The organism is Bacillus sp. Y3 (assembly GCF_008123875.1).
In the GTDB taxonomy this organism is placed as follows: domain Bacteria; phylum Bacillota; class Bacilli; order Bacillales; family Bacillaceae; genus Bacillus; species Bacillus altitudinis.
Genome location: NZ_VSSC01000004.1, coordinates 256,707 through 278,073 on the forward strand (window position 1 = coordinate 256,707; position 21,367 = coordinate 278,073).

The following is a 21,367-nucleotide window of genomic DNA, read 5'->3' on the forward strand; positions in this document are numbered from 1 at the left end:
CTCCTTCATTATGTGCGATAGCTCGCGTTAATTTTCACATAATCATAGGTAAGGTCACAGCCCCATGCGGCCGCTTCACCATTTCCTTCATTCATTTGAATGAAAATCGTAATCTCATCCTGCTCTAGATACGCTTTTGCTTCCTCTTCTGAGAAAGACTGAGGTTCATTATGTTTAAACAGACATTGCCCGCCTAAGTAAACTTCCACCTCTTCTGGCGTGACAGAAGCTGCGCTATGCCCGATTGCTCCGACAATCCGGCCCCAGTTGGCGTCCGTACCGTATACGGCTGTTTTCACAAGACTTGAACCTACGATTTTTTTTGCAATAATACCAGCTTCTAAGTTGTTTTTTGCACCAACAACTTTCGCTTCGATTAATTTGGTTGCGCCTTCTCCGTCTCTTGCAATCTCTTTTGCTAGATCTTCGCAGGCTAGTTTTAATCCTTCTTTAAACAATGGCCATTCTGGATGTTCTTCATTCAGTGCCTGGTTTTCTGCCATTCCATTTGCCATCACAAGCACCATATCGTTAGTTGATGTTTCTCCATCGACGGTAATTTGATTAAACGTCACATCTGTAATGTCACGAAGAGCATTTTGCAAAGCTTCTTGTTCGACATTTGCATCGGTTGTGACAAACCCGAGCATTGTGGCCATGTTCGGATGAATCATACCAGAGCCCTTTGCTGCACCAGAAATGAGAATCTCTTTCCCGTCTATCGTCAAGGAGTATGTCGTATTTTTAATGACTGTATCTGTTGTTAAAATCGCTTCTTCAAAGTGGCCATTTCCTGCTTTTGCTTCTTTTAGCTGAGCGATGCCTGTTTTGATTTTATCCATATCCAGACACTCTCCAATGACACCAGTAGAAGAAACAGCAATGTAATCAGGCTCTGTCCCTAACATGTCTGCACAGGCTGCCTGCATGTCGTATGCATCTTTTAATCCCTGCTCACCTGTACATGCGTTGGCGATGGCACTATTGACAATGACACCTTTTAGTTTGCCCGTCTTTTTCAAGCTTTTTTGTGTGACTTGAAGAGGCGCAGCTTGAAAGTGACTTTGAGTGTATACCGCTGCACTCGCTGCTGGTACTTCACTGATGATCAAGCCAAGGTCTTTTTTTGAATAGCGTAATCCTATATGAATCCCCTTTGCTTCAAAACCTTTTGGTGATGATACGTCCCCGTCTATTTTGACAATACTTTTTTCATTCAATTCGATCATGTTTGTTGTCTCCCCTGTTCTTATGGATAGAGAGGTGTCATTGTGAGGCCCGCCTCTTCATGTAAGCCTTTGATGATATTGAAGTTTTGAACCGCTTGGCCGGCTGCGCCTTTCATGAGATTATCTATGACAGATACAATCGTCAGTCTGCCTGTTCGCTCATCTAAATGAAAACCAATGTCACAGAAGTTACTGCCGTATACTTCTTTTGTTTGCGGATATATCCCATGATCTCTCACTCTTACAAAATAGGAATCTTCATAAAAGTCCTTCATCCGTTTCATTAATTCTTCTTTTGTGACATCTGATTTCAATTGTGTATACATCGTCGCCATAATCCCTCTTGTCATCGGGACAAGGTGTGTTGAAAATGTGATGTTCGCCGTTTGCGGGTTCCATTCTCTAAGTACTTGTTCTATTTCAGGTGTGTGCTGATGTTCATTCACCTTATAAATTTTAAAGTTATCGTTCAGCTCTGAAAAATGTGTGCCAAGTGAGGCTGATCGTCCTGCACCGGACACCCCGGTTTTTGCATCTATTATGATCATAGATTCATCGATTAAATTCTGTTTCATCAGCGGTGCTAATCCTAGAAGAACTGCAGTAGGAAAGCAGCCTGGGTTTGCAATGACTTCCGCTTGCTTAATGGTTTCACGATTCAATTCAGATAATCCGTATACAGCTTGTTGAACCGATGCTTCATCCGCTGCCCTTCGTTTATACCACGCTTCATAAACAGTTCCATCTTGAATGCGCAAGTCACCTGATAAATCAATAATTGGCACCCCTTGATTCATGAGCTTCGGTGTGAGTTCACTTGAAACACCTGCTGGTGTCGCTAGAAACACAGCATCTGTTTCTTGCACAATGGTAGCCGGATCAATGGCTTTTAATGTTTGGTCAGTAATCGTTGTCAGATGCGGATAAGATTGACTGTATAATTGCCCATCACCACTTGATGAATACAATATACATTCCTCCACATGTGGATGCTGCTTAAAGATACGAACTAATTCCGCACCACCGTACCCTGTAGCACCTATAATACCTATTTTCAACGTCAATACACCCTCTTGATCTTTGTGAAATTATTTAACATTATAACATGTATAAAAATTAATTCAATTGTATATTTAATATTTGTTTTCATTTTTTTTCATAAAAAAATCCACATATCTTCGTGAGACATGCGGATTTTATCTATTGTTCTTCATATTGAGGACCAGAAGCGCACTGCATAAATATAATAGGGAACTTGCATAAAAAATCAAATGAATGGTGAAGAAATCAGCAAACAGGCCGCCAAGCATAATGGCGATAGATGAAAAAAGCGCTGTCCAAAAATGATAGTGCCCAACTTCTTTCATTCGCTTCTTCTCATTTGTGAGTTCGGTGACGAGCAGTTTCTCTCCGTGCTTCTGAACACCACCTAGCACACCTAAGGCAATCTGAATCATATAAACTTGCTCTACTTCTGTGATATGTGGAAAAAGGAGAAGAAGAAACGCCATACCAAACGAATGAATGATTAAAAAGAGACGCCTGTCGGTCGTTTCAGGAAGTTTTCCTAATAATAAATGAATGAACGCACCGCTCAAACCAAACAGACCATAAGCAAGACCAAATTGAGAATAGCTCGACCCAACATTTTTAATAAAAAGAATATAAAAAGGGAAAATGAGACTACTGGCGAAAAACAGTAGACTTTGTGAATAGACAAACCATTTCATTGCTTTAGCATTCATTGTGTATTGTACCTTTCATAAAAGTAGTTGATAAATCTGCCATCTGGATCTGCTTGCTTTTTCTTTTGAAAGAATAGATCGGTTTTTGGATACGCTTGTTTCATTTGTGCTTTCGTTTGATAAGGCATGTATGGTAAGTAATAGCTTCCATGGTGCCGTAAGGTGATATCTGTCATTTGCCGGATGACCCGCTCTGCTTCTGCCTTCTCTTCTTTCTCAAAACCATAATTCACTAACAAAACAAGTGCAAACATATCTTCTTTCGCATATGAGAGATCCGCTTTTTCATTTTTTTGTACGTAACGGATCGTGATGTTCATTAAATTCAATTCTTCCTGTTGTAAAAAGCTTCTCATGTCATCGATATACGCACGAAAACGATCAACTGGAACAAAGTATTCTTGAAGCACATCGGTATCTGACTCATTTTCATATTCTAAAAAAGCAGAATCAGACCGCATCACGTTATTTCTTGTGATCAGCTGGTCATTTTGACTTTGAAAATACTTCTTTTGCAAGTTCCATAGCAAATCTTTCCCCATATCAAATCTTCTCGAAAGGCCGAGCATAAATTTTAAAGGGATGACGAGCTGATCTTCTTTGAGCTCGCGGTATGGATCGATCTGTTGATCAGAAGTAAGTGAATAATTCGTCACATACATCTCTTTCAAAAAATTTGTTTTCGCTGTAGAGATTCTTGCGAGATGCATGCGCACTTCTTTATTGTTCTTTACATGCTTTTGAAAATAATCAGTGTATTCATCGAAGTGTAGAGAGGTTGTCTCCATTTTATATAATTCATCCTTTGTTAAGGACAGCTCAACATCTAAAATGACACCAAATAAGCCGTATCCTCCAATCACGGCAGTAAATAAATCATCGCTAGGCTTTACTGTGATGATCTCTCCATCTGCTTTTAACAGTGTGAAAGAGCGAACAGTATCAATAAGTGAGCCGTAGCGAATGTCACGTCCATGTGCATTTGCACTTAACGAGCCACCAATCGTAAAGATGTTTTGAGATTGCATCACCTTTACTGCAAGACCATATGGGTTCACATATTTTTGAATATCATCCCATGTGGCGCCGCTTTGGACCCGAATGGTCTTCTTTTTTTCATTAAATGATACGATTCGGCGAAATTTCGTCATGTCTAGTACAATGCCATTTTCATAATACGTGTGGCCGCCCATACTATGCTGCTTTCCGGCGATTGAAATGGGCAGATTCTTCTCTTTTGCTTCTTCTAATACTTCTTTTAAAGATTCTATTTCTTTTCCTTGCACGACTTTTTTTATTTTGACCGGCATGAGGTGACTCACATCTGTAAACGCCTCAAGTCCTTGTCTTTTGTGTGCTTGACCTTCACGTATAGAGACTGATGCAAAAAAGGCAGCACCATATCCCATCAAAAGGACGATCCATATCCACTTTCGCTTCATTATAGGTACTCCGTTCTATAAAATTACATCCATTATATCATTCCATACTCCTCCTCTACCTTAATTTTTCATAAAAAAACCTGGCATGAGTTCAACTCATACCAGGTCGTATTTACTTATTGAATACCAAGCGCAATTTTTGCGTATCTTGACATTTTGTCACGTGTCCAAGGTGGATTCCAGACGATGTGAACTTCAGTTTCCTTCACTTCAGGCAAGTCGCTTAATGCTTTTTTCACTTCATCCACGATAACTGGTGCAAGGGGACACCCCATTGATGTTAAAGTCATTGTGATATCCGCTTTTCCATTCTCATCAAGATCGACATCATAGACAAGTCCAAGGTTGACGATGTCTACGTTTAACTCAGGGTCAATCACCTGTTCTAGGGCGCCTAAAATATTTTCTTTCAATGCTTCATCCATGATATCCACTCCTTTTTCAACTAGTATAACGTACTTTTCCTTTTGGCTAAACGTTTGTGCTTTTCAGGTGTGTCACAAACCAATCAATCGTTTCAAACATCGCTTGTCTTGAGACCTTATGGCCAGCCTGTCCATCTGTAATAAAACGAATCAGGTGCGGATCTTCTTTATATTGGGTTTCTGCTAACTCGTCATAAAGAGCTTTTGCATGTCTGTAAGGGACAACTGGATCGTTTTCTGCATGCCAGAATAACAGCGGTCTTTTGTTTAATCGATCTGTTTGCAGCGTTAAATCATAAGGACGCAGAGCGTCTAATTGCTGATTGACTTCTTCGTCCGTGATATCTTTCATCAACCCTTTGTGACGCATGTCCATGATTTGTGCTTGTAGGAATGTCGTATATTTCGGACTGCCCATCAAGCTGACTGCCGCTTTAATCCAATCATGCTTTGCAAGTGCACCAAAGGTCGTGATCCCTCCCATAGATGTACCTGCAACACCTATTAGATCAGCTTCAATCAATTGTTTTTCTTGAAAATGTGTCTTAAGTATATCGATTTCACGTATTTCGTTTAGGACGATTTCCCAAAACTTTGATGCCAGTTCCTCTAAGCTGAGGTTTTCTGATCTTACACCATGATAAGCACAGTCAGGCAAAATGACTCTCATGCCTTTTTCCGCCAAATGAAAGGCGAAGTGTAAGTTGTGCTCGCGTGCACTTGTAAATCCATGTATAAAAAATACAAGTGGCAGTGGTTTATCTTTATTTTCAGCTTTTACGATATGTAAAAATGGAATATCGTGCGTCATTTGCTCATCAATGGTGATCACAGCCTATGAATCCTCCTTTATCATTCCCGTCTTTGTTTATTTTAACATGTAGACAACGAAGATGTGATAAAGATACACTATAGGTGGAGGCACCCGCACCAGCTGCCTCCTATTACTTACAGATCAAAGGAGATTTTATGGAGACTAAACCTTATCTAATCGCACTTGACCTGGATGGCACGTTATTAAAAGACGATAAAACGATTTCAGCACACACACTTGATGTCATTCAAAAAGTGAAAGACAGCGGGCATCATGTCTGTATTTCAACTGGCCGGCCATTTCGTTCCAGCTCTCCTTATTATCAGCAATTGCAGCTCGATTCTCCGATTGTGAACTTTAATGGAGCGTTTGTCCATCATCCTCTTGATGAAAAATGGGGCAGATTTCACACATCACTTGATCTTCAAGTCGTAAAACAGCTTGTGGATATTAGTGAGGAATATAAAGTACACAATGTGTTAGCTGAAGTGCTAGACGATTTGTATTTCCATTATCATGATGAAAAGCTCATTGATATATTTAATATGAATGCAAACAAAGTGACCGTTGGAGACCTTCGGAACAATCTTGGAGAGAATGTCACAAGCGTCTTAATTCACGCAAAAGAAGAAGACGTCGGAGCGATTCGGAGCTATTTGACAGATGTTCATGCAGAAGTGATTGACCACAGACGCTGGGCTGCTCCGTGGCACGTCATTGAAATCATTAAAACAGGCATGAACAAAGCCGTTGGACTGCAAAAAATTAGTGATTATTACGGTGTGCCTCAGGAACGGATTGTGGCATTCGGAGATGAAGACAATGATTTAGAGATGCTTGAATTTGCTGGATGCGGGGTTGCAATGGGCAACGGGATTGATGCAGTGAAACGCGTCTCTAATGAAGTGACAGATACGAATGAACAAGATGGGATTGCAAAATTCCTAACGAATTACTTCTCGCTTTAATTTTTCCATTCATACATAGCAGGTCGAAGCGGGCATACTACCGTTAGACAGGTTGTCCTGTCAGCTTGTGTAAAGGGGCGGATTCCGAATGGGTAAAAGAAGCAAATCGAAACGCTTTATACAACAAGGTAAAGATTCAGTCAGTCTGCATGACGCACGTTTTCCGTATCGTTCCACACTTGAAGAAGCTGCGGAGGACAGGGGAAATATGAAGACTGATGCTTCTGGAGGTTCATTGTGAGAAACGAACTTTTTGATCAAGCCAAATCATTTACTGAAGAAGCCCTTACTTCTTCATTTCCATCTGGTTTAGAGCGTCAACAAGCAGTTCAGCGAGCTAAAAACGCCGTATCATCTGCATTTGCTAATTCGACAGATGCAGAAAGAAACCAGCTGCATACGTTCCAAGACCTGCTTGATGATCTTTAACGAAAAAAGCTGTCCGCTTTGTGGACAGCTTTTCTTATGCTTATTTCACTTGGAACGTTTTCTTCTCAGTGATTTGCTTTAGCCCTTCTGCTTTTCCTTTAAATGTGACGACCGCTTCATACGTTCCCGGCTCCACACCGTTTGACCACGTATCTTGGAAGTCATATGTTTCATCTGCTTTCAGCACAAAGGATTGGATGGCTTGTGTGAACATACGGTCTTTCGAGTAACGGTATTTTTCATTTCCGTCTTCATCGTACACACTCAATTCGAATTTTTGGCTTGTGTTAAACGTGAATTCAATATCTCGATCTGATTCATTTTTGAGTGACATATGAAATTGAACCGAAGAACCTTTTTGGACGGGGTCTACTGTGAGTACAACGGTTTTTTCTCCCATTTGACCGGATACCTCCTTGTCTGGTTCATCCTTTTTTTGTTGTCCACAAGCTGTTAAAACCAATAGAACGAGAAAAAGCACTAACCCTTTTTTCATCTTCTACCCACCTTTTAATCTCGTCTGAAAAATCCAAGAATATTGGTTGTTTGAACAATATTTGTAAAGGCTTTTGGATCGACTTCCTTTATAATTTGTTCAAGTTCATACAGCTCATACCTTGTAATGACAATGACCATCATTTCTTTTTGTTCATTGGTAAATGCCCCTTTTGCCGGAACAGTCGTAATCCCTCTGACCATTTTTCCATAAATGGCTTCTTTGATTTCATCTGCTTTCTTTGTCACAATCATGGCAGTCAGCTTTTCATGTCTCGTATGGATGGCATCAATTACCCTAGTCGTCACATATAATGTGACAAGGGTATATAAAGCTTTCTCCCAACCTTGTAACAATCCTGCTGTAAAAATGATAATTCCGTTTAAAATGAAGAAATACGTGCCCACTGGTTTGTCTTTCCATTTCGCTAAAATCATCGCAATAATGTCAAGGCCGCCTGTAGATGCCCCATATTTCAGTGTAATCCCAATGCCAAGTGCAGAAATGACTCCGCCAAATACAGCATTTAATAAAATATCTTCAGAAACACTTGTCTCTGGTAAAATGCCGAGGAAAATCGTTGTCAGTGCGACACTAATAATGCTATACAAAGTAAAGGAACGACCAACCTTCATCCAGCCTAAAATGCCGACCGGAATGTTTAAAATAAATAATAGGATCCCTGTTGATAAATAAAACGGTGCATATTGATCGATTAAACTAGATAACAGCTGGGCAACCCCTGTAAAACCACTTGCATATACGTCAGCAGGGATTAAAAATAAATTCAGCCCAATCGCATTGAGTAAGGCACCAATGACGACGACGATGAGTTTTTTTGCTTCTCCAATGAACATGTTGTCATTCCTCCACTTACCATTCTCTCTATGGTTTTCCCTAAAATTTAGAATTTGAACACGAAAAAATGATTTTCTATGATATAGTTAGGCTAAAAAGATGTAAAATATGGTTGATTTTTTTAGAAAGAAGGGATTTTGATGACTGTTCATATCATAGCAGACAGTGCTGCTGATCTGCCTCTTTCTTATTATGATGAACAAAACATGACACTCATTCCGCTGCGTGTATTACTCGGCGAGCAGGAATTTGAGGATTTGATCACCATTGAACCAAAACAAGTATTTGATGCGATGAGACAAGGTGCAAGTCCAAAAACATCACAAGCTTCACCGAATCGGATCAAAGAAGCCTTTGTTTCTGCAGCACAAACCCATACATCCGCTATTTATGTTGCCTTTTCATCAGAGCTTTCAGGTACATACCAAACCGCTGTGATGATGGCAAACGAAGTGAAGGAAGAATACCCTGATTTCGATTTACGAATCATTGATTCTAAATGTGCTTCACTTGGTTATGGACTAGCTGTCAAACACGCTCAATCACTTGCCATTGACGGAAATACAATACAAGAAATTGAAACGTCTGTAAAGCATTTTTGTGAATCTTTACAACATATTTTTACTGTAGACGATTTATCGTATTTAGCAAGAGGCGGAAGAATCAGTAAAGCGTCCGCATTTGTTGGCGGATTGTTAAGTATTAAACCCATTTTACACGTTGAGGATGGAAAACTGATACCCCTTGAAAAAATTCGTGGCCGTAAAAAATTATTGAAACGCATTATCGAGCTGATGAAAGAACGCGGATCTGACTGGTCTAGTCAAACTGTTGGCATTAGTCATGGAGACGACCCTGCACTTGCAGAAGAAATGAGACAATTAATCGAAGCCGAATTTCATCCAAAAAAAATCGACATCCAGGTCATCGGCGCGGCTGTCGGGTCCCACTCAGGCCCTAGCACACTTGCCATCTTCTTTACAGGCAGCCCATCATAAAAAGCACCCTTCCCTGAAACATCACGGGAAGGGTGCTTTTCTTATGATAGCTTAAATCGGTGAACGGTTTCGTTTAACCTTGCCGTCATACTCATCAGTTCTTCTACTTGTTTGTTCATTTGATGGAAAGATTGCAGTTGTTCGTTTGCCGAGGCAGAAATTTCTTCGCTGCCCGCTGCCGTTTCTTCTACAACGGCACTAATATTTTCAATCGAGTGCAGCACTTGTCCGCCAAGCTCTGTTGATTGAATAATTTGGTCATTTAAGACCGCCATTTCTTGCTTAATATGTTGTGCTTTTGTTTCTATATCTTCAAAGGAGTGTGAGGTTTTGTCCATTGCATCTTGCTGCTGAAGTGATAGCTTGACCCCTTCTTGTACAGTTTGGCTAATGGATTGAATGCCTTTTTCAATATGACTCACCATGTCAAAAATTTGTCTTGTTGCACGAGACGATTCATCTGCCAGCTTACGAATTTCGTCCGCTACGACGGCAAACCCTTTGCCAGCTTCTCCTGCTCTTGCCGCTTCAATCGCCGCATTGAGCGAGAGGAGGTTTGTCTGGTCCGCAATATCAGAAACCGTTTTGGCCATTGCGGAGATTCCGCTTGCGTACTGAGTGAATTCTCCTGCAGACTCTTCAATTTGTCTCGTCGCACGTGTATTTTTTTCAATGGCTGCTTTTGTTTCTGTTAACGTGTGCTTTCCGCTTTCCACCGCTTCAATGGCATCCTCTGTACTACGGATGACTGTATGTGATCTTTCGGAATTCTTACGGCCATGTGAATCCATTTTTTCAATCAAACTAACGCCATGCTGAAGGTCTTCTGAAATCGCTTGTGAACCATTCGCCATTTCGTCTGTCGATACAGACACTTGATTGGCCGATTCCATAAGCTTTTTGTTTTCATCATCTAACTGAACCGAGAATGATTCTACTTGGCTTGATACATGGCTGATTTCTTGAATCAAGCTAATCAGCTGATCCGTCATTTGATTGAACGACTCATTTAAGCCACCGATTTCATCTTTCCGCTTGATGTCCATCCGCTCCACAGCGAGGTTTCCTTCGGCAATCTGTTTTGCCCGGTAAGAAAGGGATTTGATTGGCGTCACAATGGATCTCGTTAACCCAATATTTAAAAAGACGGCAATGACAATCAGCGTGAGGGCTGCGACAGATGCGCTTGTGATGATCCTTTGCACATTGTCTGCCGCCTCCTCTAAATGGTATTCATACGCTTCTTGTGCTCTTTTATTCATCGTATGCACGTCGTTTAAAACACCGTCAATTCTGGCAGCCACTCGTCTGGCATCAGAGGCATTTTTTTCACCAATGGCATTGTTTGCTTCTTGCGTCCATGTGTCAAACTTTGAATTTAACCGTGTTAGGGCTTCTTTGTTCATATTTCCTGCGTTTTTGTTTAACGTTTGCAGCTGTTTTTTCGCTGTCGATATATCGCTTTGAACGACCTCTAGCTGTTCATCTGAAAGGGTCATGGAATAATTGGTCATGGCTTGTTCGACACTTTCAAAGCTGGCCTTCGTTTTTTGTACGTTCAGTAATGTTTGAACTTCTGTTTCGCTTGATGACTGAATCTTTGTCATACTCACAATAATAAAGGCAATTACGCCAACCGCTAAAAGAAGTGAAATGAGTGAGTTGAGCAAAATTTTGATGCGTAAGCTCATGATGCTGCCCCCTCTTCTTTCAGAAGTGTCTGCTTCAGTCCATTTAATTTTTTGGTCAATTTCTCAGCATCTTTAAGCACCCGGATTCTTGCCATATCGATTCCGTCATTACTTAAGTCATAAACGATATGCCCGCTTTTGATTTTGCTGCTTTTGACGAGCTGTTCGCTGAATTGATAAACGACTTCATCTACTTTTTTGACCATAGACGAAATAACGGCTTTTTCAGCTGTATAATACTGATCGCTGTCCACGCCGATTGCATATTTGCCTTGCGTTTGCGCTTCTTTTAATACACCAACACCCGTATAACCGGCTGCGGCATATAAAACATCTGCTTTCTTTTTGATCATGTTTTTCGCTATTTTACTGCCTTTACCTGCATCACTAAATGTGCCAGCATACGTGGATACGACCTTGATTTTCGGATTCACTGATTTTGCGCCTTTTTGATAGCCTTGTTCAAATCGATGGATCACCTCTGCATCGACTCCGCCCACAAAACCAATAACATCACTTTTTGTTGTCATGGCAGCAAGTGCTCCCGCTAAATAGCTGCCCTGCTCTTCTTTAAAAGTCACTGATGTGACATTTTTCAATTCAGACACAGCATCAATGAGTAAAAATTGCTTTTTTGGATATTTTTTCGCTACCTTTTCTAAGTCTTCTTGCATACTGAAACCTACACCGATGATCAGGTCATTTCCATCTTTCACAAGCTCGGTCAGCCCTTTTTCATATGTATCGGTTTCTGCAATTTCTCTATAATCGAATTCAATGCCAAGCTCATCACGTGCTTTTTCTAATCCTTTAAATGATGAATCGTTAAATGATTGATCACCAAGACCATCATCCGTCAGCATGACACCAATATGCTTCGTATTTGATACCGGTGGTCCTCCCTGCTGATTGCTGCATGAGGCGAGTACCATGATCATAGCTGCCATCAGAAGTAATGAAATCTTCACTTTCATCCAAAAACACACTCCTTTTATCATCCTTACCCCTTATTTATCGGATTTGAGAGTCATTGTTTCAATGATAAAGTGAAGGATTTTCAGCTTTTTTCATGACTTTTTTCACTGAAAAAAACCATTATTTATGACAAAAATAAAAAAAGTGAGCAAATGCTCACTTTTTCTCGTATGTCCACCCTTCTTTTTGGTAAACAAGATCATTTTTCATCAGATGACCTAATGCTCGTTTGAAGGCTGCTTTGCTCATTTGAAATCTTTCCCGGATATCTTCTGGGTCACTTTTATCTCCGTAAGGCATTGCACCGTTTCTCGTTCTCATATAAGTTAAAATTTCTTCTGCATCGACAGACAATGCATCCTGTTTTCTAGGAAGCAGAGAAACGTTCACGGTTCCGTCCTCTTTCACTGCGATGACGCGTCCTGTCACGGTCGATCCTAATCTAGGCTCTTCCTTTCGTTCCGTGCGGTGGATAAACCCACGCACGCCTGTATCTGTCAGCATAAAAGAACCTGTCGCAATTAAGCGATAAATCGTTCCCGTAATTTCTTTGTTCATTAACGTTTCTGGCGCTTCAGTAAATAATTCACTGATCACATCTTCAGTGGCTGGTTTTGCGAACATTCTCCCGTAACTTGTCACTTTGAGCATACAGTATAGTTTGTCGCCTTTTTTCGGCCACGCTTCCTCAAAAGGCGGGAGGTGTTCAGTTGCAACAAGTGCATCCTTTGACAAACCTATATCGACAAAAGCACCCATATCTTCTACAACGTCTACGACTTCTACCCAGTCGTATGTATGTGCATTGATTTTAGGAATTTTCATCGTCGCTGCCAGTCTTTCCTCATGATCTACATATAAGTAGACCTCTACTTCATCACGATCTCCAATATCCTCTGTCATCTCACTGCGATGTAGGAGAACAGAATCTTCGCCATCTGTTAAAAAGTAGCCGTATTCCATCTCGTTATCTATTTGCAAGGTCAGTTGCTCACCTGGTCTCATGTTCTCTTCCTTCCTATCTGCCCTTAAAAGAGCGTTCGTTCATCTTTTGATTCACTTTATTCTACTATACTTCAGTCATCATGAACATCTCTAGTTCTGTTAGCTAAAGTGGACAAACTGTACTTGAATTATACCGCATACATCTGAACTCTCTTCGATAAAGTTTCTTCTTCCCCTATGGGCATGATAAAATAGACGCAATATCTATAGTTGGAGGTCATATGTGATGGCAAAAGAAAGTTCATTTGATATTGTATCGAAGGTGGAGCTGCCAGAGGTGCAAAACGCCATTCAAGCAGCACTGAAAGAAATTAAAAACCGTTATGATTTTAAAGGAAGTAAAAGTGATATTTCACTAGAAAAAGAAGAACTCGTTCTCATTTCTGATGATGACTTCAAGCTGGAGCAGCTAAAGGATGTCCTTGTGACAAAACTGATTAAACGAAACGTACCGACTAAAAACATTGACTACGGAAAAACAGAACATGCCCTAGGTGGAACCGTTCGCCAGCGTGCAAAGCTGATTAGCGGGATTGATAAGGACAATGCCAAAAAGATCAATGCCTTGATCAAACAATCTGGTATAAAAGTAAAGTCGCAATTTCAAGATGACCAAGTGCGTGTGACAGGAAAAAATAAAGATGATTTACAAGAAGTGATTGCGCTTATGCGCAAGGCAGATTTACCGATTGACGTCCAATTTATAAATTTTCGATAAATTTCAAATTTTCCATTGATTATTTCCGATTTTTTCGATACAGTTGATGGAAGTTCAATTCATTGACATGTTCATATCGCTTTCTTATCAAGAGAGGCAGAGGGACTGGCCCTGTGAAGCCTCAGCAACCGGTGTAGTAGAAATCTATTTTCTATGACCAAGGTGCTAAATCCAGCAAGCAACTGCTTGGAAGATAAGAAGAAGAATTTCCATACAGCCAAAAAGTCTTCTTCTTATCAGAAGGCTTTTTTTGTTACATAGAAATAAGGAGGAAACCAATGGGCCTATTACAAGACTTACAAAATCGCGTACTGATTGCTGATGGAGCAATGGGAACACTTTTATACTCTTATGGCATTGACCGCTGCTTTGAAGAATTAAATTTATCAAAAGAAGATGAAGTCAAAAGAGTGCACGAGGCATATGTGCAAGCTGGAGCGGACATTATTCAAACGAACACATACGGTGCGAATTATATTAAACTATCCCGCTACGGTTTAGAAGAAGAAACAAAACGCATTAACACAAAAGCTGTACAAATTGCCAAAGCAGCCGCTGGCTCAGCTTATGTCCTTGGAACGATCGGTGGCATTCGAACATTTAACAAAAATGCCTACTCTTTAGACGAGATTAAACGGAGCTTTAGAGAACAGCTCTATATCCTTTTAAATGAAGAGCCTGATGGATTACTGCTTGAAACATATTACGATATTGAAGAAGCAAAAGCCGTTCTTGAGATTGCTCGCAAAGAAACAGCGCTTCCGATTGTCATGAACGTCTCCATGCATGAGCAAGGTGTATTGCAGGACGGGACACCGCTAAAAGACGGTTTATCTGAATTATCCTCACTTGGCGCTGATGTCGTCGGCATTAACTGCCGGCTGGGCCCTTATCATATGATTCAGGCACTTGAAGGTGTTCCACTTTTGGAAAATTCTCATTTATCTGTCTATCCAAACAGCAGTCTCCCCTCCCTTGAAGAAGGCAGACTCGTCTATGATACAGATAATGATTATTTCCGAAAAAGTGCACTTGAGTTTAGAAATCAGGGCGCACGAATCATTGGAGGCTGCTGCGGAACAACCCCTCAGCATATTAGCGCCATGGCTGAGGCGGTCAAAGATTTAGCACCTATCACCGAAAAAGAAGTGAAAATATTAAAAGAAGAAATCATTTCCATCCAAGATCAACGGACAGAACCAGGTCTTGACGAGCTGGCTGTGAAAAAACGTTCGATTATCGTCGAGCTAGACCCGCCGAAGAAGCTGAACTTTGAAAAATTCCTCGTCGCAGCGAACGAATTAAAAAGTGCAGGCATTGATGCCCTCACACTGGCCGATAACTCTCTAGCTACCCCGCGTATTAGCAATGTGGCATGCGGCGCTTTATTAAAACAGCAGCTTAATATGCGTTCACTTGTCCATATCACATGTCGTGATCGCAATTTGATTGGACTCCAATCCCACTTAATGGGGCTGGACACACTTGGACTAACCGATATTTTAGCCATCACAGGCGATCCGTCTAAAATTGGAGACTTCCCAGGTGCGACATCTGTGTATGATTTAACCTCCTTTGATTTGATCCGTCTGATCAAACAATTTAACGAGGGACTATCTTTCTCCGGGAAGCCGCTCGGGAAAAAGACTAATTTTTCAGTGGCTGGCGCGTTTAATCCAAATGTCCGTCATATTGATAAAGCAGTCAAACGCCTCGAGAAGAAAATCGAATACGGGGCCGATTATTTTATTTCACAACCTGTTTACTCTGAGGAACAGCTTGTGAAAATTCATGAAGAAAGCCGACATTTGGATAAACCGATTTATATCGGCATTATGCCGCTAACAAGCAGCCGAAATGCTGAGTTTATTCATCATGAAATTCCCGGCATTAAATTGTCTGACTCGATTCGTGAGATTATGGCCAAGGCAGGCGAAGATAAAGAAAAGCAGCGGACAGAAGGATTAGCGATTGCCCGCTCTTTATTAGATACAGCTTGCGAATTGTTTAATGGTATCTATTTAATTACCCCTTTCCTTCGATCAGATTTAACAGCAGAACTGACAACTTACATCCATCAGAAAGAAAAGGAGCCAAACATCCATGCCAACTATCACTGAACAGCTCAAAAAACGCATCCTCGTCCTTGACGGTGCAATGGGCACAATGATTCAAAACGCCGATCTCACAGCAGAGGATTTCGGCGGAGAAGAGTATGAGGGCTGTAACGAATATTTAAACGTCACAGCCCCTCACATTATCTCCACGATTCACCGGCAATACCTAGAGGCAAGTGCTGACCTCATTGAAACAAATACATTCGGTGCGACGAAGCTCGTTCTCGATGAATATGGACTTGGCCACCTCGCCTATGAATTGAACGTAAAAGCAGCTCAGCTGGCAAAGCGTGAAGCAGACCGTTTGTCGACACCAGAATGGCCCCGCTTTGTAGTAGGCGCAATGGGGCCCACTACAAAAACATTATCCGTAACAGGCGGCACAACGTTTGAAGAGCTCGTTGCAAATTATGAAGAACAAGCCCGCGCCCTGATTGATGGGAAATGTGATGCTCTTCTTTTAGAAACGAGTCAAGACATGCTGAATGTCAAAGCTGGATTTAAAGGCATTCAAGAAGCCTTTCAAGCGACCGGTATTGAGCTGCCACTGATGGTGTCAGGTACGATTGAGCCGATGGGCACTACCCTTGCAGGCCAAGATATTGAAGCCTTTTATATCTCACTTGAGCATATGAAACCAATCAGCGTCGGCTTAAACTGTGCAACTGGTCCAGAATTTATGACAGACCATATCCGTACACTCTCCTCCATCTCAAAGTCGGCTGTCAGCTGCTACCCAAACGCTGGTCTCCCTGATGAAGAGGGACAATATCACGAATCCCCTGCTTCGCTTGCTAAAAAAATTGCCGCTTTTGCAAAAGAAGGCTGGTTAAATATCGTCGGCGGCTGCTGCGGTACAACGCCTGCACATATTCAGGCATTGTCAGATGAAGTACGTCCGCTTCAGCCCCGCAGTATGACGCATGAGTCATCACCGCATACCGTATCAGGAATCGAGCCCCTCATTTATGAAGAAGCGATGCGCCCCCTCTTTGTTGGTGAGCGCACAAATGTCATTGGTTCACGCAAATTCAAACGGCTCATCGCAGAACAAAAGTTTGAAGAGGCAGCAGAAATTGCTCGTGCTCAAGTGAAAAATGGCGCTCACGTCATTGATGTGTGTCTAGCAGACCCTGATCGTGATGAGATAGCAGACATGGAAGGCTTTTTAAAAGAAGCCATGAAAAAAGTGAAAGCTCCTTTTGTCATTGATTCAACCGATAAACATGTCATCGAAAAAGCACTCATGTATTCTCAAGGAAAAGCCATTATTAATTCTATTAATTTAGAGGATGGAGAAGAGCGCTTTGAAGAGATTCTTCCGCTTGTCAAGCTATATGGCGGCGCACTTGTTGTTGGAACAATCGATGAAACAGGGATGGCCGTCACAGCAGATCGAAAACTTGAAATTGCCGTAAGATCCCATGACCTGCTCACGAAAAAATATGGAATCCCTGCGAGTGATATCATTTTTGACCCGCTTGTCTTTCCAGTAGGTACTGGAGACGAACAGTATATTGGTGCTGCTGAAGAGACGATTAAAGGCATTGAGCGAATCAAAGCAGTACTGCCTGAATGTCTCACCATTTTAGGCATTAGTAACGTGTCTTTCGGACTCCCGCCAGTTGGTAGAGAAATATTGAATGCCGTTTATTTGTATCACTGCGTCAAAGCAGGGCTTGATTATGCGATCGTGAATACTGAAAAGCTTGAACGCTTCGCTTCAATTCCAAAGGAAGAAATCAAGCTGGCTGAAACTTTACTTTATGAAACAAATGATCAAACCCTTGCTGAGTTCACACAATTTTATCGCGGGAAAAAGAAAACAGAGAAAAAACCAAAGATCTCCTTATCGCTTGATGAAAGACTGGCACTCTATGTCGTCGAAGGGACGAAAGAAGGCCTGATTGATGACCTTGCCCTTGCTTTGGAGAAATTTGAATCACCTCTTCATATCATCAATGGACCATTAATGCAGGGAATGTCAGAGGTTGGGCGCCTTTTTAATCAAAACGAATTGATTGTAGCTGAAGTGCTTCAATCCGCTGAGGTCATGAAAGCATCTGTTTCATACCTTGAGCAATTTATGGAGAAAAAGGACGCAAGCGGCAAAGGGAAGATTCTCCTCGCCACCGTCAAAGGAGATGTCCATGATATAGGGAAAAACCTGGTCGACATCATTTTGAGCAATAATGGCTTTCACGTCGTCGATCTCGGAATCAAAGTAACCCCACAAACATTGATTGAAGCGGTGCAAAAAGAAAAGCCAGATATGATTGGACTATCAGGTTTACTTGTCAAATCAGCACAGCAAATGGTCTTGACCGCTCAAGATTTACAAAAAGCAAACATCTCTGTTCCCATTTTGGTGGGCGGCGCGGCGCTTTCACGGAAGTTTACGAAGATGAAAATTTCGCCTCAATATGATGGCCCCGTCCTTTACGCCAAAGATGCAATGGACGGTCTGTCTTTAGCGAATGAATTAAGAACGAACCCTCTTCAATTTCAAACAAAACCCTTAGAGGATCAAGAAACGCTCCATAAGGAAAAAGAAACAACGCAGCCAAAAGCTGTGATTGAATTACTAGAAAAACGCGCGACACTTCCGGAGGCAGCGATATTCACGCCAGAAAATACGAAACGCCATTATGTACGGGATATTGATTTGCACCACATAATGCCCTATGTCAATGAGCAAATGCTGATCGGCCATCACCTCGGTTTAAAAGGAAAGGTCAAAAAGCTCTTGGCTGAACAGCATCCAAAAGCATTGGAGTTAAAACAGCTGATCACAGATCTTCTTCAAGAAGGCAGAGAGAAAAACTGGTTTGCACCTGCATTCGTCTATCAATTCTTCCCTGCCAATTCAAATGGGAATGACCTGCATATCTATGATCCAGAAGCGCCTGACCGCGTCATTGAGACATTCCAATTTCCAAGACAGGAAAAACTTCCGTACCGGTCTATTTCTGATTATGTGCGGAAAACCGGAGAGAACGAGAAAGATTATATCGCCTTATTTGCAGTGACGGCTGGTGCCCGCATACGAGAAGTTGCGCAGCAATTTAAACAAGAGGGTGACTATTTGAAAATGCATGCTGTCCAAGCTTTAGCACTTGAGCTTGCAGAAGGATTGGCTGAACGAACGCACCAAGTAATTCGTGATAAATGGGGATTCCCAGACCCAGTCGATTTCACGATGGAGAAACGATTCCAAGCCAAATATCAAGGTCAGCGCTATTCCTTTGGTTATCCAGCGTGCCCTAATCTAGAAGACCAAGAAAAACTATTCCACCTGCTGCAGCCAGAAAAAATCGGGATTCATCTCACAGAAGGGTTTATGATGGAGCCTGAAGCATCCGTTTCAGCCATTGTCGTTTCTCATCCTGAAGCTCGATATTTTAACGTTCACTAAAAAAACCTCCTGAATTGGAGGTTCTTTTTATAAATAAAAATGGAATATATATGAAAAAATACGTTTATTTACCGATATTATAAATGAAAGTCATTTACTTAAAAGGAGATGTTTGTCATGTTCAAAAAGAAGATCGGGGTTTTATTGCTTACAGGCCTCTTTATCGCTAGCCCTCTTTTCCAATCACCTGCTCAAGCAAGTGAAACGTCTACGAAACAAACAAAATATTATACAGAAGAATTGGAGCATCTGTATCCAGACAGTGATTATGCAAACAATGATACGATGGACAAAGCTCAATTCTTACAGCACTCTCTTCATCTAAACAAGACCTATTTATATCACGAAGGTAGTATCTCTTCTATGAATGACATTGATTTTTATCGGTTCACCAGCTCTAAATTTGATGGAGCAGATGGCCGCTTTTCTATCAAACTCGTCAATGTGAAAGCTGGAAATGATTTCGATCTTTATCTTTACAATCAGAGCGGGTCACTCGTGTCTTCCTCTGTGCGGACAAACAACCAAAATGAAATCATCCATATGCCGAAAATTGCCGCCAGTACTGACTACTATTTAGCCGTCAAACCAAAGCAATTATTAAATGAAGAGGACAACATGTATCGTATTGTCTTTGATAAAAGTATTGAAAAAGGCACAACCAAACGATATGGATCACCTGCCACATTGAATAGTTTCAATGAAGCCGGATCTCCCAATTCTTCTTTTGATTTAAGCAGCTTGCCGCAGGATGCCGTTGTCACTGGCCTGTCATTAGAAGCTGAAAAAGGTAGTACAAATGCATATAATTATGTATTCACCGTCTCTTCCTTAAAAGGCGGAACAGTGAACGTACCTTGGAACGGTCAAAAAGTTGACATCTCTTCTTATAAAACAAGTCAAGTGCCAGCAAAAGACCGCTTTTTTGTTTCTTTTAATGCAACCGAGGTTCCTCAATTGATCGGTGGACGGTTAATCAAAGTAGGCGTTGTCTCAATTAAGAACTTACAGCTCACCTTTGAATATGAATACAACCGTGACCTCAATTATTAAACTAGACAAAAGGAAAAGGTATCCCCTTTTCCTTTTTCTTATGCGTTCTTATGGTACGATACATAGAGAGAAATCAGCTAAGAAGGAGTTGCGTGTATTGCCAAACGTTATTCAACGATCTTTAACCCTTGATGACATACCAGACCTTGTCGCATTGTCAAAAGAGGTCGACTGGCCTGATTACAATGCGGAAGAGCTCACATCTCTTTTAACAAATGGACATTTTACCGGTTTTACAACAACTGACGGACAAGTCATTTCATGCGCAGGACTTTTTCAATATGACAGAGTGGCATCAATTGGAGCGGTCATTGTATCTGAGACACATCGAGGCCTCGGTCTTGCCCGTCAAATGATTGACACACTGCTTCGTCATAGTGATCCAAGTGTCCCTGTCGTTTTAACGGCTACTGTACAAGGACAGCCAGTTTATGAAAAAATCGGCTTTCAGACAGCCGGTTATATTCATACATACAAAGCACAAAAAACAAATCCTAGTGCGCTTCATCCGTCACATCAGATTCATCTTTTTCCCGCTGATGAAACGCACCTCCCGTCTATTGAAAGGCTGGATGAAAAAGGCGCAGGGACCAATCGATCAAACTTCTTAATAAAACGAATGGAGCGAGCAGCATTTAAACTGATCGCAAAGGATGAACACCACGAAATCACCGGCTTCGCGTTTGGTGTGGAAACACCAGCTAATCTGATGATTGGCCCGCTTGCAGCAAACGATGAACAAACGGCGCTATCACTCATTCAATCACTTCTCACGTCTTATTCTGGCGCCTTTCGTTTAGATATGCAGGAAGAAACAGCTGAACGCCTGCATACATCACTTGTAGAAGCAGGATTTACGAAAACAAACGTCGCACATTTTATGATGATTCGCGGGAACGAAAAGCAGAACGATTCGGCGCTTCTCTATTTCCTGGCCTCACAAGCATTTTCATAAAAAATCAAAAAGCTGTAGACAGATGTTGTCTACA

20 protein-coding genes and 1 riboswitch are annotated in these 21,367 nt (G+C 41.4%); of the genes, 9 read left to right on the forward strand and 11 right to left on the reverse strand.

Going from position 1 to position 21,367, the window contains the following annotated elements; genetic code table 11:
* Window positions 1–8 precede the first annotated feature (8 nt).
* The 6 genes from argJ to FXF70_RS11050 all read right to left on the reverse strand — a co-directional run bounded on the left by argJ (window position 9) and on the right by FXF70_RS11050 (window position 5,673).
* Entirely contained in the window at window positions 9–1,229 is a 1,221-nt protein-coding gene (gene argJ / locus FXF70_RS11025) for a bifunctional ornithine acetyltransferase/N-acetylglutamate synthase (protein WP_007499060.1), read from the reverse strand.
* 20 nt (window positions 1,230–1,249) lie between these two features.
* Window positions 1,250–2,287, reverse strand: a complete 1,038-nt coding sequence (argC, locus tag FXF70_RS11030; protein WP_176544686.1) for an N-acetyl-gamma-glutamyl-phosphate reductase — start codon at window positions 2,285–2,287, stop codon at window positions 1,250–1,252.
* 138 nt (window positions 2,288–2,425) lie between these two features.
* Window positions 2,426–2,974, reverse strand: coding sequence for an MFS transporter (locus FXF70_RS11035; protein ID WP_048001695.1), 549 nt, complete (start codon window positions 2,972–2,974; stop codon window positions 2,426–2,428).
* Window positions 2,971–4,416 carry an FAD-binding oxidoreductase gene (locus FXF70_RS11040; protein ID WP_045034692.1) on the reverse strand — a complete coding sequence of 482 codons (1,446 nt, stop codon included), beginning with the start codon at window positions 4,414–4,416 and terminating at the stop codon, window positions 2,971–2,973. The genes FXF70_RS11035 and FXF70_RS11040 overlap by 4 nt, the downstream gene beginning before the upstream one ends.
* 116 nt (window positions 4,417–4,532) lie before the next feature.
* The gene (locus FXF70_RS11045) at window positions 4,533–4,841 is read right to left on the reverse strand and encodes a metal-sulfur cluster assembly factor (RefSeq protein ID WP_003211530.1); all 309 of its coding nucleotides are present in this window, start codon (window positions 4,839–4,841) and stop codon (window positions 4,533–4,535) included.
* A gap of 46 nt (window positions 4,842–4,887) precedes the next feature.
* Window positions 4,888–5,673 (reverse strand): alpha/beta fold hydrolase, encoded by a 786-nt coding sequence (locus tag FXF70_RS11050; RefSeq protein ID WP_017360185.1) that lies wholly within the window; start codon window positions 5,671–5,673, stop codon window positions 4,888–4,890.
* Between the two features lie 137 nt (window positions 5,674–5,810).
* Here FXF70_RS11050 and FXF70_RS11055 point away from each other — a divergent pair, with 137 nt between their 5' ends.
* The 3 genes from FXF70_RS11055 (at window position 5,811) to FXF70_RS11065 (ending at window position 7,052) form a co-directional block, all read left to right on the forward strand.
* Window positions 5,811–6,623: a Cof-type HAD-IIB family hydrolase gene (locus tag FXF70_RS11055; protein WP_008348537.1), complete on the forward strand. Its 813-nt coding sequence runs from the start codon at window positions 5,811–5,813 to the stop codon at window positions 6,621–6,623.
* An 88-nt stretch (window positions 6,624–6,711) separates the two neighbouring features.
* Complete coding sequence (locus FXF70_RS11060; protein ID WP_008348539.1) at window positions 6,712–6,864, forward strand: hypothetical protein; 153 nt, start codon at window positions 6,712–6,714, stop codon at window positions 6,862–6,864.
* On the forward strand, window positions 6,861–7,052 hold the full coding sequence (locus tag FXF70_RS11065; RefSeq protein ID WP_008348541.1) for a DUF3813 domain-containing protein: 192 nt from the start codon (window positions 6,861–6,863) through the stop codon (window positions 7,050–7,052). The genes FXF70_RS11060 and FXF70_RS11065 overlap by 4 nt, the downstream gene beginning before the upstream one ends.
* 40 nt (window positions 7,053–7,092) lie before the next feature.
* Here the strand turns inward: FXF70_RS11065 and FXF70_RS11070 are convergent, their stop codons facing one another.
* A complete protein-coding gene (locus FXF70_RS11070) occupies window positions 7,093–7,548 on the reverse strand; it encodes a BsuPI-related putative proteinase inhibitor (RefSeq protein WP_008348542.1) in 456 nt (151 codons plus the stop codon).
* 14 nt (window positions 7,549–7,562) lie between these two features.
* Window positions 7,563–8,405: a YitT family protein gene (locus FXF70_RS11075; protein ID WP_025207135.1), complete on the reverse strand. Its 843-nt coding sequence runs from the start codon at window positions 8,403–8,405 to the stop codon at window positions 7,563–7,565.
* A gap of 141 nt (window positions 8,406–8,546) precedes the next feature.
* Here FXF70_RS11075 and FXF70_RS11080 point away from each other — a divergent pair, with 141 nt between their 5' ends.
* Window positions 8,547–9,404, forward strand: coding sequence for a DegV family protein (locus FXF70_RS11080; protein WP_148780246.1), 858 nt, complete (start codon window positions 8,547–8,549; stop codon window positions 9,402–9,404).
* A 41-nt stretch (window positions 9,405–9,445) separates the two neighbouring features.
* Here FXF70_RS11080 and FXF70_RS11085 read toward each other — a convergent pair whose 3' ends face one another.
* From FXF70_RS11085 to FXF70_RS11095, 3 genes are all read right to left on the reverse strand, one after another.
* Window positions 9,446–11,095 carry a methyl-accepting chemotaxis protein gene (locus FXF70_RS11085; RefSeq protein WP_148780247.1) on the reverse strand — a complete coding sequence of 550 codons (1,650 nt, stop codon included), beginning with the start codon at window positions 11,093–11,095 and terminating at the stop codon, window positions 9,446–9,448.
* A complete protein-coding gene (locus FXF70_RS11090) occupies window positions 11,092–12,069 on the reverse strand; it encodes a BMP family lipoprotein (protein WP_148780248.1) in 978 nt (325 codons plus the stop codon). The genes FXF70_RS11085 and FXF70_RS11090 overlap by 4 nt, the downstream gene beginning before the upstream one ends.
* A 157-nt stretch (window positions 12,070–12,226) precedes the next feature.
* Complete coding sequence (locus FXF70_RS11095) at window positions 12,227–13,075, reverse strand: CvfB family protein (protein WP_017360190.1); 849 nt, start codon at window positions 13,073–13,075, stop codon at window positions 12,227–12,229.
* 226 nt (window positions 13,076–13,301) lie between these two features.
* Between FXF70_RS11095 and FXF70_RS11100 the strand changes: the two genes are divergently transcribed.
* The 5 genes from FXF70_RS11100 to FXF70_RS11120 all read left to right on the forward strand — a co-directional run bounded on the left by FXF70_RS11100 (window position 13,302) and on the right by FXF70_RS11120 (window position 21,333).
* Window positions 13,302–13,793 (forward strand): YajQ family cyclic di-GMP-binding protein, encoded by a 492-nt coding sequence (locus tag FXF70_RS11100; RefSeq protein ID WP_007499076.1) that lies wholly within the window; start codon window positions 13,302–13,304, stop codon window positions 13,791–13,793.
* 81 nt (window positions 13,794–13,874) lie between these two features.
* A riboswitch (SAM riboswitch) is annotated at window positions 13,875–13,993 on the forward strand.
* Window positions 13,994–14,071: 78 nt separating this feature from the next.
* Window positions 14,072–15,913 carry a bifunctional homocysteine S-methyltransferase/methylenetetrahydrofolate reductase gene (locus tag FXF70_RS11105; protein ID WP_048002555.1) on the forward strand — a complete coding sequence of 614 codons (1,842 nt, stop codon included), beginning with the start codon at window positions 14,072–14,074 and terminating at the stop codon, window positions 15,911–15,913.
* Complete coding sequence (gene metH, locus FXF70_RS11110; RefSeq protein ID WP_148780249.1) at window positions 15,897–19,325, forward strand: methionine synthase; 3,429 nt, start codon at window positions 15,897–15,899, stop codon at window positions 19,323–19,325. The genes FXF70_RS11105 and metH overlap by 17 nt, the downstream gene beginning before the upstream one ends.
* Window positions 19,326–19,442: 117 nt before the next feature.
* On the forward strand, window positions 19,443–20,378 hold the full coding sequence (locus FXF70_RS11115) for a hypothetical protein (protein ID WP_008348558.1): 936 nt from the start codon (window positions 19,443–19,445) through the stop codon (window positions 20,376–20,378).
* 97 nt (window positions 20,379–20,475) lie between these two features.
* Window positions 20,476–21,333, forward strand: coding sequence for a GNAT family N-acetyltransferase (locus tag FXF70_RS11120; protein ID WP_148780250.1), 858 nt, complete (start codon window positions 20,476–20,478; stop codon window positions 21,331–21,333).
* The last annotated feature ends 34 nt before the right edge of the window (window positions 21,334–21,367 follow it).